Consider the following 13,080-nt stretch of genomic DNA (forward strand, 5'->3'; position numbering starts at 1 on the left):
TCGGTGGTCAAACAAAAAGCCTTCCCCGCAAAGGAAAGGCTTTTCAGTAGAAGCTGGAACCCGAAGATTACGCCGAAGCGCCTTCGGCCAATACGATAACGTTGTTGCGCAGCACTTCCACCACGCCGCCTTCAATCTGGAAGCGGGTAGCGCCGCCGTTGAGCACTACTTCACCGGCCCGCAACGCCGAAATCAGCGGCGCGTGGTCGTTGAGCACTTCGAAAAACCCATCGGCTCCCGGGAAGCGGGCCGACGTAACCTCGCCTTCAAATACTTTCCGGTCGGGCGTGATGATTTCCAGATGCATATTTTTTTGAGCTTTTAGCGGTTAGCTGTTAGCTGATGGCCGAAGCCAACACTTAGCAGCTAATAGCTAACCGCCATCAGCTAACAGCTCAAAAATTACTTGGCTTCCGCCATCAGCTTCGCGCCTTTGGCTTGGGCATCTTCGATGCTGCCAACCAGGTTGAAAGCTGCTTCGGGCAGCTGGTCGTGCTTGCCGTCGATGATTTCGTTGAAGCCTTTGATGGTATCCTTGATGTCGACGAGCACGCCAGCTAGGCCGGTGAACTGCTCGGCCACGAAGAAAGGCTGCGACAGGAAACGCTGCACCCGACGGGCACGGCCTACTACCAACTTATCCTCCTCGCTTAGCTCATCCATGCCCAGAATGGCAATGATGTCCTGGAGTTCCTTGTAGCGCTGGAGCAGCTCTTTCACGCGCTGGGCGGTGTTATAGTGCTCGGTGCCCAATACATCAACCGACAGAATGCGCGAGGTCGAGTCCAGCGGGTCAACGGCGGGGTAGATGCCCTGCTCGGCGATTTTGCGGCTCAGTACCGTCGTGGCATCCAAGTGGGCAAAGGTGTTAGCCGGGGCCGGGTCAGTCAAGTCATCGGCGGGCACATACACGGCCTGCACCGACGTAATGGAACCGCGCTTGGTGGAGGTAATCCGCTCCTGCATAGCGCCCATTTCGGTGGCCAGCGTAGGCTGGTAACCTACGGCCGATGGCATCCGGCCCAACAGGGCCGACACCTCGGAGCCCGCCTGCGTAAAGCGGAAAATGTTGTCGATGAAGAACAGGATGTCGCGGCCAGCACCGGTGCCGTCGCCGTCGCGGAAGTTCTCGGCTACCGTGAGGCCCGAGAGGGCGACGCGGGCCCGGGCTCCGGGAGGCTCGTTCATCTGGCCGAACACGAGGGTTGCCTGCGACTTAAGCAGCTCGGTTTCGTCAACCTTGCTCAAATCCCAGCCGCCCTGCTCCATGGAGTGCTTGAAGGCGTCGCCATACTTGATGATGTCGGATTCGATGAATTCGCGCAGCAAGTCGTTGCCTTCGCGGGTCCGCTCACCAACGCCGGCAAACACCGACAGACCGGCGTAGGCCTTGGCGATATTGTTTACTAACTCCATGATGAGTACAGTTTTGCCTACGCCGGCACCGCCGAACAAGCCAATTTTACCGCCCTTTACATAAGGAGCCAGCAGATCGATAACCTTGATGCCGGTGTAGAGGATTTCCGACGACGTAGCCAGATCCTCGAAGGGCGGGGCCTGCCGGTGAATCGGCAGCGGGCCGTCGCTCTTGGGCTGCGGAATGCCGTCGATGGCCTGGCCGATGACGTTAAAGAGGCGGCCCTTGATGCCTTCGCCGGTGGGCATCGACATCGGGGCGCCCAGGTCGCGCACTTCTGCGCCGCGGGTCATGCCCTCGGTCGAGTCCATGGCGATGGTGCGAACCCGGTCTTCGCCCAGGTGTTGCTGCACTTCCAGAACTACTACTTGGCCATTGCCTTTCGTAACTTCGAGTGCGTCGAGGATATTGGGAAGCTTGGAGTCTTCACCCGCAAAGCTCACGTCCACGACGGGACCGATAACCTGGGTGATTTTGCCGGTATTCGCCATTGCTTTTTATAGATTGGGATGGGTGCAACGATTCAGGCCGCAAAACTACGGCTTAATACCCGCATTGCCAAAGCAGGCAGAAAGCGGCACGCATCAACTTTTTTTTTCGGCCCTGAATCGCTGATTTTCAGCACCAAAAAGGCTTTCTACCACCTGCCAGGCGAAGAAAGCAGCGAAAATTTTTCGCCGGAAATTTGCCTGGAATAAAAGCCGCCGTACATTTGCAGAACCAAACGGCAACCCGCTCCGGGTGGTCGCTCGGAAATTGTCCGATGGTGTAACTGGCAACACGCTTGATTTTGATTCAAGAAAGTCCAGGTTCGAGCCCTGGTCGGACAACAGTTTCCCACAACGCGAAAGGCGCTGATTCTTCCCCTGCCGGAAGATTCAGCGCCTTTCGCGCTTTCCGGGCCCCAGCTACCGCGGGGCAAGCGGCTGCTTCGCCCCCGTCCGAAAGCTTGGCTGTCCCCGATTTTCTTTCCGGCGCAGCACGCGCCGCCGCCGTACCCCGGCCCTTCTCTCTTGCCACTCCTCCCCAATTCTCCTTCAGGCCGCGTTCCGGCCAGCCGGAGAATTTTTCGTTTCCACCTCTTACTTCTTGATATCTACCCATGGCCCAGCAAGTCAAAATTTTCGCCGGTAACGCCTCCCACGAGCTCGGCCAGCAGATTGCCAAAGCGTTTGGCCAGCCCCTCGGCGACCTCAGCATCCAGCGCTTCGCCGATACCGAGCTCGGGCCCAGCTTCAACGAGAGCATCCGGGGCTGCGCCGTGTTCCTGATCCAGAGCACCAACCCGCCGGCCGAAAACCTGATGGAGCTCATGCTGATGGTGGATGCCGCCAAGCGCGCTTCGGCTGCCTCCGTAACCGTCGTGATGCCCTACTACGGCTATGCCCGCCAGGACCGCAAAGACAAGCCCCGCGTGAGCATCGGGGCCAAAGTAGTGGCCGATTTCGTGCAGAGCGTGGGCACCGACCGCCTGATGACCTGCGACCTACACGCCGGACAGATCCAGGGCTTCTTCGATATTCCCGTCGACCACCTCGACGGCGCCACCGTCATGGCCCCCTACATCCAGTCGCTGGGCCTCGACAACCTCATTTTCGCCTCGCCCGACGTAGGCGGTGTGGTACGGACCCGGGGCTTTGCCAAAAAGTTTGGAGCCGAAATCGTGGTCTGCGACAAAATGCGCCTGCGGGCCAACGAAATTGCCTCCATGCAGGTCATCGGCGACGTCACGGGCATGAACGTGGTGCTCGTGGACGACATCGTGGACACGGCCGGGACCATCTGTAAGGCCGCCGAGCTGCTGATGGAACGCGGGGCCAAATCGGTGCGGGCCGTCATCACCCACGGCCTACTGAGCGGCCCGGCCCACGAGCGGATTCGCAACTCGGTGCTGGAAGAACTGGTCATTACCGACACGATTCCGCTCAAGGAGGAAAACGCCAAAGTCCGGGTTATTACGCTGGCCCCGCTGTTCGCCCAGGCCATCCGCAACGTCGTGACCCACGAGTCGATCAGCTCGTTGTTTATCTAAAAGTGTTGTTAGAAGTACCGCACATAGCGGCGTAGCGGCAGAAAAAGAACGTCATGCTTCGGCTCTGTTCAGCATGACGTTCTTTTTCTACCGCTACGCCGCTATTGCCAATCCATCTGCCTATCTTTGCGGCCCGTTTGCCTGCTGTGGGTAAGCGGATTTATTTCCCAAAAACACTTTTTTATGAAAAGCCTCGAGATTGTAGGGTTTAAAAGAGCGAATCTCGGTAAGAAGAACGCCAAGGCAGTTCGTCTCGACTCGTACGTACCGTGCGTGTTGTATGGCGGTGCCGAGCAGGTGCACTTCTCCGTTCCTGCCATTCTGTTCCGCGAGTTGCTGTACACCCCCGAGGTGCACATCGTTGACCTCAACATTGAGGGCACGCATTACCGCGCCATCGTGCAGGATTCGCAGTTCCACCCCGTCAACGAAATGCTGCTGCACGTTGACTTCCTGGAGCTGGAAGAAGGCAAAGAAGTGAAGATGGAAATCCCGGTAAAGTACGTAGGCGTATCGCCGGGCGTGCTGGCCGGTGGCAAGCTGGTAAGCAAGCTGCGCAAAATCAAGGTGAAGGCCACGCCCGAAAACCTGCCCGACTACGTGGAGGTAAACATTGCGGACTTGGCTTTGGGTAAGTCGATCAAGGTGAGTGCGGTAGAGGCCAAAGGCTACACCATCCTCAGCAGCCCCCAGGCCCCCATTGCTACCGTGGCCATCCCACGTGCCCTGAAAGGCACGCTGGCTGCCGACAAGTAAGGATCACGGATTAGTACGGATTTTAGCGAATTACACGGATTTTGTAGTCGATTAGCTGAGTTTGTACAATTCCGCCAAAAGCAAAAAGAGCCACTCCGGCAGCGGGGTGGCTCTTTTGCTTTTCGGCGCTACGGGACGATGCAGCTGGCTTCGGCCAACTACGCCTACTTTTGCAGCGGGGCTTTCCCACGGATTCCCCATCCGGAGCCAGCTACGAAATCCGTGCAATCCGTTAAAATCCGTGCTAATCCGTGATCCTGAGATGTGGTCTTTTTGATTTTATGCCTGGGCAACATTGGGCCCGAATACGCCGATACGCGGCACAACGTGGGCTTTATGGTGGGCGACTGGCTGGCCCGCAAGCAGGAGGCCGCGCCCTGGCAGCTGGGCCGCCACGCCTTCACCACTGAGTTCAAGCACAAGGGCCGCCGGTTCGTGCTCGTGAAACCCACCACATACATGAACCTGAGCGGCAAGGCCGCCGCCCACTGGCTGAGCATCCTCAAAATCGAGAAGGACCAGCTGCTGGTCGTCACCGACGATCTGGCCCTGCCCTTCGGCAAGCTCCGCCTGAAAGCCAAAGGCTCGGCCGGGGGCCAGAACGGCCTCAAGCACATCCAGGAAACGCTGGGCACCGACGAGTACGCCCGCCTGCGCTTCGGCATCGACTCCAGCTTCGGCAAGGGTCGGCAGGTCGATTACGTGCTCAGCCCGTTCTCAGAAGACGAGCAGATTGATTTAGATGGACGGTTAGAGAAGGCCGGGGAAGCCGTGTTGGCCTTTGGGATGCAGGGCGTGGAGCGCGCCATGAACGTGGTGAACGTAAAGGAGGCGTAGAATGAGAGAAGGGACCTCATTCTGAGCGGAGGCGAAGTCGAAGAATCTCTACCGAATCGTTGATACTACAACACAACGATGGTAGAGATTCTTCGACTCCGGCTGCGCTCAGGGTAACGTTCCTTTTTTCAGCCTTTATGCCACCGAGCTACCCGGCCGCACGGCGCTGCTGGGCTGCATTAATGACAGTACGCCATCGGCGTTTTCGGCCATGAGCAGCATGCCCTGGCTCTGGATGCCCTTGATTTCGCGGGGCGCGAGGTTGAGCAGTACCTGTACCTGCTGGCCTACCAGCGCTTCGGGCAGGAAGTGCTCGGCAATGCCCGATACAATGGTGCGGGGCTCGTCGAAACCCAGATCCACGCTTAGCTTGAGCAGCTTTTTGGTTTTGGCAACCTTCTCGGCGGCTACGATGGTGCCGATGCGCAAGTCCATCGTCTGGAACTGCTCGAAGCTGATATCGTCCTTGGCGGGGGCCGAAACGGCGGCGGCCAGCTCGTTGGCTTTCTTGGTGTCGAGCAGCTTCTGAACTTGAGCTTCCACGGTGGCGTCTTCGATTTTCGTGAACAGCAGAGCGGCTTCGGCCAGTTGGTGGCCGGTGGGCAGGGCGTCGGGGCGGCCGGCTTCGGGCCAAGTGCCTTTTTCGGTGTTCAGCATGCGGCCCAAGCGGGCAGCGGCTTCGGGCAGGAAAGGTTCGAGCAGCGTGACGAATGCGGCCGTCAGCTGCAGCGAAACGTGTAGCACGGTGCCGGTGCGGGCCTCGTCGGTTTTGATGAGCTTCCAAGGCTCCTGGTCGGCCAAGTACTTGTTGCCGAGGCGCGAGAGGTTCATCAGCTCGTTCAGGGCGTCGCGGAAGCGGTAGTTCTCCAGCAGCTCCCCGATGCGGGCCGGAAACTCGCCGAGCTGGCGCAGCACGTCCTCGTCCTCGGTGGTGAAGCCTACCGCGGCGGGCACCTGGCCCGCGAAGAACTTGTGGGTCAGCACCACGGCCCGGTTCACGAAGTTGCCGAGGTTGGCGACCAACTCGTTGTTGTTGCGGGCCTGGAAGTCCTTCCAGGTGAAGTCATTGTCTTTGGTCTCGGGGGCGTTGGCGCAGAGTACATAGCGCAGCACGTCGGCTTGGCCGGGGAAATCCTGCAGGTATTCGTGCAGCCACACGGCCCAGTTGCGGCTCGTGCTGATTTTGTCGCCTTCCAGGTTCAGGAACTCGTTGGCGGGCACGTTATCGGGCAGGATGTAGTCGCCGTGGGCCTTGAGCATCGCCGGGAAGATGATGCAGTGGAACACGATGTTGTCCTTGCCAATGAAGTGGACCAGCTTGGTGCCGGCATCTTTCCAGTAAGGCTCCCAGGCGCCATCGGGCAGCAGGTCTTTGGTGGCCGAGATGTAGCCGATGGGCGCATCAAACCATACGTAGAGCACCTTACCCTCGCCACCGGGCACTGGCACGGGCACGCCCCAGTCCAGGTCGCGGGTTACGGCGCGGGGGTGCAGGCCTTGGTCGATCCAGGATTTGCACTGGCCATACACGTTGGCTTTCCAGTCCTGCTTGTGGCCTTCCACAATCCACTCGCGCAGCCAGGGCTCATACTGATCGAGGGGCAGGTACCAGTGCTTGGTTTCGCGCAGCACGGGGTGGTTGCCCGAAAGCATGGAGCGCGGGTTGATGAGTTCCGTTGGCGAAAGCGAAGTACCGCATTTCTCGCACTGGTCGCCGTAGGCGTTGTCGTTGCCGCAGTTGGGACAGGTGCCCACGATGTAGCGGTCGGCCAGAAACTGGTCGGCCTGCTCGTCATAATATTGCTCCGACACCTGTTCGATGAACTTGCCGTCCGCGTGCAGCTTCAAGAAAAAGTCGCTGGCCGTTTCGGCGTGGGTTTCCGAAGAGGTGCGGGAGTAAATATCAAACGACACGCCGAAGTCGCGGAACGAGTCGCCGATGAGCGTGTGGTACTTATCCACAACCTGCTGGGGCGTGACACCCTCCTTCTGGGCCCGGATGGTGATGGGCACGCCGTGCTCGTCGGAGCCACAGATAAATTTCACGTCGCGCTGCTGGGCGCGCAGGTAGCGCGTGTAGATATCGGCGGGCAGGTACACGCCGGCCAGGTGGCCGATATGGACGGGGCCGTTAGCGTAGGGCAGGGCCGCCGTGACGGTGTAGCGTTGGGGTAATTCGGACATAGGGAAAGAAAAGAATTCAAGAATATAGAGTGGCCTTGACAGCACAGTTCTGCACTACAAAGGAACGAGGAGATAAAGATAATCCGGATTACCAGCCGTTTCCTGTGCATGATAAGAAGCGAAAAAGGTCCCACACTCGCGTGTAGAACCTTTTATATTCGAAATCTGGATCATCTGCCATTAATGGCAATTTTCATTTACTTAGTTCTTACCCCGGCCGTTTTTCCGGCCGTTGGACTTACCCTTGTCTTTGTCATTCAAGCTAAGCTTAACAGAGCCATCCGGCTCCGTTACGGCAACGGTATCATAAGTGCGCGTTACTCCGTCGTTGTTGGTTTCTGTCCAAGTCGAATTATACACAAGCCGCGTAGCAGGACGGTTCGCTTCGCTTACCGTACCAGTCCATACAGACATAGCATTACCAGAAGGCGTAACTAAGAATTTGTCTTGGTTCATAGTCAAACAACCACCTTCAAGATTCGGAATACCTAACAGCGAGTTAGTGATGCATACATTTCGGTCGACCTTCTGTACATAAGCACCGTTACCCTGTTGGGTGGCAGCAGCAATGCGCTTCTGAGCGAATACGTTTTGGGAACCAAAGCTGAGGCCGAGAAACAGCAGGAACGGGGCAGCTTTTTTAAATAGATTTTTCATGATCAAAGCAGGAAAAAGTGAGGATTAATTTTGTACATTCCGGATTATTCAAATTCTATACCAAACTCTTACTAATCTCCGGTATGAACAGCAGTTACGGTTACTCTCTACTCTCTGTTTCCATTTCTATGATAGACTTGATTTATGTTACATGCGTAATAAGTAACACAATCTTGCTAAGCGCCCTACTTTTCTCCCTTTAAATTCTGCCCCAGCATATGAGTAAATCGTCTAAATCCGTCAAAAAGGCGAAAGCCGTGAAGGACCCCGCCAAAAAAGCCCAGGCCAAGGCCGCTAAAGCCACTAAGTCGGTTTCAGCGGCGCTCAGCGACCAGAAGTCGACCAAGAAAAACAGCCAGAAGAAAGCACTAAAAACGGCTGCCAAGCAGTTGCAGAAGGAGCTCGATGGCCGCATCAACGAGGTAGTAAAGCGCATTCGGAAGGAGGCCAAAGCCAAGCTGAAGGAAGTAGTGAAGGATGCCACCAAAAGCCTCGACACCGATCTGGACCACCTCTTCGAGCAGGCCCTGCACACGATAGTGCGCCACCACGAAACCGGCACCCCGGCGGCCTCCGACAGCATCTCGGCCACCGCCGACCCCGCCTCGCTCCCCGAGCCGGAAGCCGCGCCAGCCTCCAAGCCCGCTCGTACCCGGGCTCCTCGCACCCGGCCCACGGGTGCATCGGCTACTAAGGCTGCTCCGGCTACCAAACCAGCTGCCAAATCTGCTGCGGCCAAAACGCCAGCCACCGGCCGTTCGACATCTAGAACCAGGAAGCCCGCCGCATCGGCTACCAAGCGCCTCGCGGCCGAAAGCGCGACTTCAGAAGCCGACGCCTAAGATTCGACCGTTGAAATGTGGTGCTGATTGAAAGCCAGGCCCATTAACCAAACTGCTCCCCGGGCCGCTACTATTGCTAGCAGTGGCCCGGGGAGCAGTTTTTTAGGCGACCAGACGGCGCGCTTCTTACTTTACGGCAGGCGCATTGTATCGGCGGGAGCACCCTTCACGCGGCGCAGGCGGGTTTCGGGCGTGACGGTGTTGTTGTCGTCGGTGTTGAGGGTCTCGGGGTTTTTCTGCGAGTTGATGCCGGCCGCCTGGTTGTTGAGCCGGACGCGACTAGGCGTGGCATCGGGCGTGGCTCCGTTATAAGCGGCGTTACTGTTATAAGCAGCCTTCCGGTCGGCATCGGTCAGGATGCGGTTGGGCACGCGGCGGACGCTGGCCTCCTCGTTGGCCGTTTCCTGCGACGTAGTGCAACCGCCCAACAGTAGCGCGGCGGGCAGTAGTAGGCGAAAAAGTATGGGAGCAGTCATGGCAAAAAGCAGAAGAGCCGGCCCGGTGCGGGTCGGCTCTTCTGCTAACGATGGGTCGGGCGCGAAGTTGGCTCAGGCAGCCCCTTTTTGCAGGTCGGCCCGGATGCCGTCCCAGAGGGCCACGCGGGCCTTCATGCAGCGCACGGCCGTAGCTTCGGCCTCAGCCCAGCGCTGGGCCGAGTCGGCGCACAGGTCGCGCACCATTTGCTGAGCCAGGGGCGTGTGCACCTCCTCATCGAGCTGAATATGGCGGTCGAGGTAGTAGGTGAAGGTGTCGAGCTGGCCGGGGAAGCGCTGGCGCAGATCGTGCACGAGGTGGCGGAACATGTCGGGTATCACGTCTTCGCGCCCAAACGTGAAGGCAGCGGCCACCGCGTGGGGCTGGCCCGATGCAACGATGCGGAAGGTATCGAGCACAAACTCGCGCACCGAAGCGGGCGCGTTGGCGGCTTCCAGGGCCTCGGCTACCGTCGCGCCCTGGGCCAAAGCAGCCAGCAAACGCTCGGCGGGCGCTGTGTCGGCCCCGCATTCGCGCATGGCGCGCAGGTACAGCTCGAAGTGGCTGGAGGGCCGGCCTTCGGGGTCGAGGTCCGTTTCCTCTTCCAGCACAATGTCGTTGATGAGGCGGCGAGTGGCGGGGTTGCCGCGGGGCACCCAGGGTAGCTCCACGCAAGTCAGTTCCCGTTGCAGTGCCTTGAGCAGCGACATGAAATCCCAGACGGCAAATACATGGTGCTCCATGAACACGCGCAAATCGGCCAACGAATGCAGCGACTGATATACCCCGTGGGCCACCAGCTGCTCCCGGGCTGGCGCCAAGGCCGCCTGAAGGTCGGTAATCGGGTCGGTCTGAACTTGGGTTTGAGTTGACATAAACGAACAACAAGCTTGCAACTGCCAGCGGCAGGTGAGGAATGAAAAAAGACCAAAATGCACCGTACTAGGGCGCTATGGGGTTGTAACAAACGAAACGGCCCACCGGCTTGGATTGCCAGTGGGCCGTTTAACAGAAGCAGGTCAGCTGTCAGTGTGATATGCGATGCTGACAACCAGCAACTGACACCTTATTTCGCTTTCTCGAATGTCATGCCGTATGAATCCATGCAGTAGCGCTGGCCGGTGGGCTTGGGGCCGTCGTTGAAAACGTGGCCGAGGTGGCCGCCGCACTGGGCGCACAACAGCTCGTCGCGGCTCATGCCGTAGCTGTTATCGGAGGTTACTTTGAGGCTGGCGTTAGTGGCCGGGGCCCAGAAGCTAGGCCAGCCGGTGCCCGACTCAAACTTGGTTTCGGAGGAGAAAAGTAGGTTGTGGTCGGCGGCACAGTAGTAGTTGCCCTTTTCGTGGTTGTCCCAGAAGGGGTTTGCGAAGGGCTTCTCAGTACCCTGCTCGCGCAGGATGAAGAACTGCTCGGCCGTGAGCTGCTTTTTCCACTCGGCCTGGGTTTTCTGTATTGGAAACTCGCCGGGCTTGCCCGTGGTCGGCTGGGGCTTAGGATACTGCTCGGCCGTGCGCGAAGCCACGGTCATGGCCGGAGCCGTGTCGGCGGCATCCATTTTGGCGTCGCGGGAGCTGGCCTGCTGGGAGCAAGCGGTGTTGAGCGTGGCGGCGGAAATCAGCAAGAGAAGCAAGGAGGAGCGCATGGCAGAAAATTGATTCGGTGAAGTAAGGCCGACCCCAGGGGCCGACGACGGAATAACATACGGAAGCCGACAACGGTTCGGTCGCCCACCCCAGGGCCAGCTGGGCGCTATTTCTCCCGGAGCCCCAGCAGCCCAGCCAGTTGCCCGTTACGGGCCGGCTTTATTGCTTACTCAGCAACAATTAATTACGCCCACGATTTTGCGCCAAACATTCCCTACCTTTGCGCCCGGAAAACCCATTGTATGCAGAACATTCGGAATATCGCCATCATCGCCCACGTTGACCACGGCAAGACGACGCTCGTGGACAAGATCATTCACGCCTCGAAGCTGTTCGACGAACACCAGCAGTTCGACGACCTCATCCTCGACAACAATGACCTGGAGCGTGAGCGGGGCATCACCATCGTTTCCAAGAACGTATCCGTACGTTACAAGGACGTAAAAATCAATATCATCGACACCCCCGGTCACGCCGACTTCGGCGGCGAGGTGGAGCGGGTCCTGAAGATGGCCGACGGCGTATTGCTGCTTGTCGATGCCTTTGAAGGTGCCATGCCCCAGACCCGCTTCGTGCTGGGCAAAGCCCTCGATCTGGGTCTGAAGCCCATCGTGGTGGTAAATAAAGTCGATAAGGAAAACTGCCGGCCCGACGAGGTGCACGAGCAGGTTTTCGACCTCATGTTCAACCTCGGTGCCAACGAAGACCAGCTGGACTTCGTGACGCTGTACGGCTCCTCAAAGCAGGGCTGGATGAGCACTGACTGGAAGGTAAAAACCGACAGCATCATTCCGTTGCTCGACGCCGTAGTGGCTTCTATCCCCCCCGCTCCTACCTTGGAAGGTACGCCCCAGATGCAGATCACCTCGCTCGACTACTCGTCGTTCGTGGGTCGCATTGGCATTGGCCGGGTACACCGCGGTACGCTGAAGGAAGGCGCTAACATGAGCCTTGTGAAGCGCGATGGCACCATCAAAAAAGTAAAAATCAAGGAACTGCAAGTTTTCGAAGGCCTGGGTCGCACCAAGGTTTCGGAGGTTAGCTCGGGCGAAATCTGCGCCGTAACCGGCATCGAAGGCTTCGACATCGGCGATACGCTGGCCGACGCTGAGAACCCCGAGGGTCTGTCAGTTATCAGCATCGACGAGCCGACGATGAACATGCTGTTCACCATCAACAACTCGCCCTTTTTCGGTAAGGAAGGCAAGTTCGTGACCTCGCGTCACTTGCGTGACCGCCTATTCAAGGAAACCGAGAAAAACCTGGCCTTGCGCGTAAAGGAAACCGACCGTGAAGACACCTTCTTGGTGTACGGCCGCGGTATTCTTCACTTGTCGGTACTGATTGAAACCATGCGCCGCGAAGGGTTCGAGCTGCAGGTTGGTCAGCCGCAGGTATTGTTCCAGGAAGATGATAACGGCCACCGCTTGGAGCCCATCGAGCACTTGGTAGTCGACGTACCCGAAACGACGGCCGGTAAGGTAATCGAGCTGGTAACGATGCGCAAAGGGGAGTTGACCATCATGGAGCCCAAGGGCGACCTGCAGCACCTGGAGTTCAACATTCCGGCCCGGGGCCTGATCGGCCTGCGTAACAACGTGCTAACCGCCACCGCCGGTGAGGCCATCATGAACCACCGCTTCTCGGCCTACGAGCCGCATAAGGGTGTGATTCCAGGTCGTATTGCCGGCTCGCTGATTTCGATGGACACGGGTATGGGCACGGCCTATACCATCGATAAGATGCAGGACCGCGGTGAGTTCTTCGTTGATCCGGGCGAAGAGGTGTACGCTGGCCAGGTTATCGGCGAGCACACCCGCCCGAACGATTTGACCATTAACATCCAGAAGGGCAAGAAGCTCACGAACATGCGTGCATCGGGTACCGATGACAACGCCAAGATTGTTCCGAAGCGTCAGTTCTCGCTGGAAGAAGCCATGGAATACATCCAGAAGGATGAGTACCTGGAGGTAACGCCCAAGTCGATCCGGATGCGTAAGATCCTGCTCGACGAGAATGAGCGTCTGCGCTTCGCTAAAAAGGTCGATTAGGTTTCGTTTTTCGGAGTTCACACTTCGTTTACAGAAAAGGGGGGCACGGCGCAAGTCGGGCCCCTTTTTCGTAGGCTGCATTGGCTCCGCTAGGGCGAGTTCTCAATCAGCAGTAGCTTTACGCATGAATGCAGACCGCACGTTATTAACTGATGCGCAGTGGGCGCGCTTAGCACCTTTGCTGCCC

Annotated in this window: 13 protein-coding genes and 1 tRNA gene; 7 read left to right on the forward strand and 7 right to left on the reverse strand. The window is 58.2% G+C overall.

The features are described 5' to 3' along the window. Window positions 1-67: 67 nt before the first annotated feature. The gene (locus tag CDA63_RS07965) at window positions 68-307 is read right to left on the reverse strand and encodes a F0F1 ATP synthase subunit epsilon (protein WP_088463917.1); all 240 of its coding nucleotides are present in this window, start codon (window positions 305-307) and stop codon (window positions 68-70) included. Between the two features lie 95 nt (window positions 308-402). Next, window positions 403-1,908 (reverse strand): F0F1 ATP synthase subunit beta, encoded by a 1,506-nt coding sequence (gene atpD / locus CDA63_RS07970; RefSeq protein WP_088463918.1) that lies wholly within the window; start codon window positions 1,906-1,908, stop codon window positions 403-405. Between the two features lie 18 nt (window positions 1,909-1,926). Between atpD and CDA63_RS07975 the strand changes: the two genes are divergently transcribed. From CDA63_RS07975 to pth, 5 genes are all read left to right on the forward strand, one after another. Next, entirely contained in the window at window positions 1,927-2,115 is a 189-nt protein-coding gene (locus CDA63_RS07975; protein ID WP_088463919.1) for a hypothetical protein, read from the forward strand. 59 nt (window positions 2,116-2,174) lie between these two features. Further along, window positions 2,175-2,247, forward strand: a tRNA-Gln gene (locus tag CDA63_RS07980). 272 nt (window positions 2,248-2,519) lie between these two features. Beyond that, a complete protein-coding gene (locus CDA63_RS07985; RefSeq protein WP_088463920.1) occupies window positions 2,520-3,449 on the forward strand; it encodes a ribose-phosphate pyrophosphokinase in 930 nt (309 codons plus the stop codon). Window positions 3,450-3,632: 183 nt separating this feature from the next. Continuing rightward, window positions 3,633-4,205: a 50S ribosomal protein L25/general stress protein Ctc gene (locus CDA63_RS07990; protein ID WP_088463921.1), complete on the forward strand. Its 573-nt coding sequence runs from the start codon at window positions 3,633-3,635 to the stop codon at window positions 4,203-4,205. A 264-nt stretch (window positions 4,206-4,469) separates the two neighbouring features. Beyond that, window positions 4,470-5,042, forward strand: coding sequence for an aminoacyl-tRNA hydrolase (gene pth / locus CDA63_RS07995; RefSeq protein ID WP_088463922.1), 573 nt, complete (start codon window positions 4,470-4,472; stop codon window positions 5,040-5,042). 135 nt (window positions 5,043-5,177) lie between these two features. On the opposite strand, the gene metG is transcribed toward pth, so the two are convergent. Together metG and CDA63_RS08005 are read right to left on the reverse strand one after the other, a co-directional pair. After that, window positions 5,178-7,226, reverse strand: a complete 2,049-nt coding sequence (metG, locus tag CDA63_RS08000; protein ID WP_088463923.1) for a methionine--tRNA ligase — start codon at window positions 7,224-7,226, stop codon at window positions 5,178-5,180. 201 nt (window positions 7,227-7,427) lie between these two features. Then, window positions 7,428-7,883, reverse strand: coding sequence for a hypothetical protein (locus tag CDA63_RS08005; protein WP_088463924.1), 456 nt, complete (start codon window positions 7,881-7,883; stop codon window positions 7,428-7,430). 218 nt (window positions 7,884-8,101) lie between these two features. On the opposite strand from CDA63_RS08005, the gene CDA63_RS08010 reads away from it, so the two are divergent. Further along, complete coding sequence (locus CDA63_RS08010) at window positions 8,102-8,725, forward strand: hypothetical protein (RefSeq protein WP_088463925.1); 624 nt, start codon at window positions 8,102-8,104, stop codon at window positions 8,723-8,725. Window positions 8,726-8,856: 131 nt separating this feature from the next. On the opposite strand, the gene CDA63_RS08015 is transcribed toward CDA63_RS08010, so the two are convergent. The 3 genes from CDA63_RS08015 to msrB all read right to left on the reverse strand — a co-directional run bounded on the left by CDA63_RS08015 (window position 8,857) and on the right by msrB (window position 10,841). Beyond that, window positions 8,857-9,201 (reverse strand): hypothetical protein, encoded by a 345-nt coding sequence (locus CDA63_RS08015; RefSeq protein ID WP_088463926.1) that lies wholly within the window; start codon window positions 9,199-9,201, stop codon window positions 8,857-8,859. A 72-nt stretch (window positions 9,202-9,273) separates the two neighbouring features. Further along, window positions 9,274-10,074, reverse strand: coding sequence for a DUF3050 domain-containing protein (locus CDA63_RS08020; protein ID WP_088463927.1), 801 nt, complete (start codon window positions 10,072-10,074; stop codon window positions 9,274-9,276). A gap of 191 nt (window positions 10,075-10,265) precedes the next feature. After that, on the reverse strand, window positions 10,266-10,841 hold the full coding sequence (gene msrB / locus CDA63_RS08025) for a peptide-methionine (R)-S-oxide reductase MsrB (protein ID WP_088463928.1): 576 nt from the start codon (window positions 10,839-10,841) through the stop codon (window positions 10,266-10,268). 243 nt (window positions 10,842-11,084) lie between these two features. Between msrB and typA the strand changes: the two genes are divergently transcribed. Continuing rightward, the gene (typA, locus tag CDA63_RS08030; RefSeq protein ID WP_088463929.1) at window positions 11,085-12,893 is read left to right on the forward strand and encodes a translational GTPase TypA; all 1,809 of its coding nucleotides are present in this window, start codon (window positions 11,085-11,087) and stop codon (window positions 12,891-12,893) included. Window positions 12,894-13,080: the final 187 nt, after the last annotated feature.

Source organism: Hymenobacter amundsenii (assembly GCF_002204745.1).
In the GTDB taxonomy this organism is placed as follows: domain Bacteria; phylum Bacteroidota; class Bacteroidia; order Cytophagales; family Hymenobacteraceae; genus Hymenobacter; species Hymenobacter amundsenii.

Excerpts from the sequence above, each read along its gene's own strand:
- CDA63_RS08020 (WP_088463927.1), bottom strand. The coding sequence starts at position 10,074 with ATGTCAACTCAAACCCAAGTTCAGACCGACCCGATTACCGACCTTCAG.
- metG (WP_088463923.1), bottom strand. The coding sequence starts at position 7,226 with ATGTCCGAATTACCCCAACGCTACACCGTCACGGCGGCCCTGCCCTAC.
- CDA63_RS08005 (WP_088463924.1), bottom strand. The coding sequence starts at position 7,883 with ATGAAAAATCTATTTAAAAAAGCTGCCCCGTTCCTGCTGTTTCTCGGC.
- typA (WP_088463929.1), top strand. The coding sequence starts at position 11,085 with ATGCAGAACATTCGGAATATCGCCATCATCGCCCACGTTGACCACGGC.
- msrB (WP_088463928.1), bottom strand. The coding sequence starts at position 10,841 with ATGCGCTCCTCCTTGCTTCTCTTGCTGATTTCCGCCGCCACGCTCAAC.
- CDA63_RS07985 (WP_088463920.1), top strand. The coding sequence starts at position 2,520 with ATGGCCCAGCAAGTCAAAATTTTCGCCGGTAACGCCTCCCACGAGCTC.
- CDA63_RS07965 (WP_088463917.1), bottom strand. The coding sequence starts at position 307 with ATGCATCTGGAAATCATCACGCCCGACCGGAAAGTATTTGAAGGCGAG.
- CDA63_RS08015 (WP_088463926.1), bottom strand. The coding sequence starts at position 9,201 with ATGACTGCTCCCATACTTTTTCGCCTACTACTGCCCGCCGCGCTACTG.
- CDA63_RS08010 (WP_088463925.1), top strand. The coding sequence starts at position 8,102 with ATGAGTAAATCGTCTAAATCCGTCAAAAAGGCGAAAGCCGTGAAGGAC.
- atpD (WP_088463918.1), bottom strand. The coding sequence starts at position 1,908 with ATGGCGAATACCGGCAAAATCACCCAGGTTATCGGTCCCGTCGTGGAC.
- CDA63_RS07990 (WP_088463921.1), top strand. The coding sequence starts at position 3,633 with ATGAAAAGCCTCGAGATTGTAGGGTTTAAAAGAGCGAATCTCGGTAAG.
- CDA63_RS07975 (WP_088463919.1), top strand. The coding sequence starts at position 1,927 with ATGGGTGCAACGATTCAGGCCGCAAAACTACGGCTTAATACCCGCATT.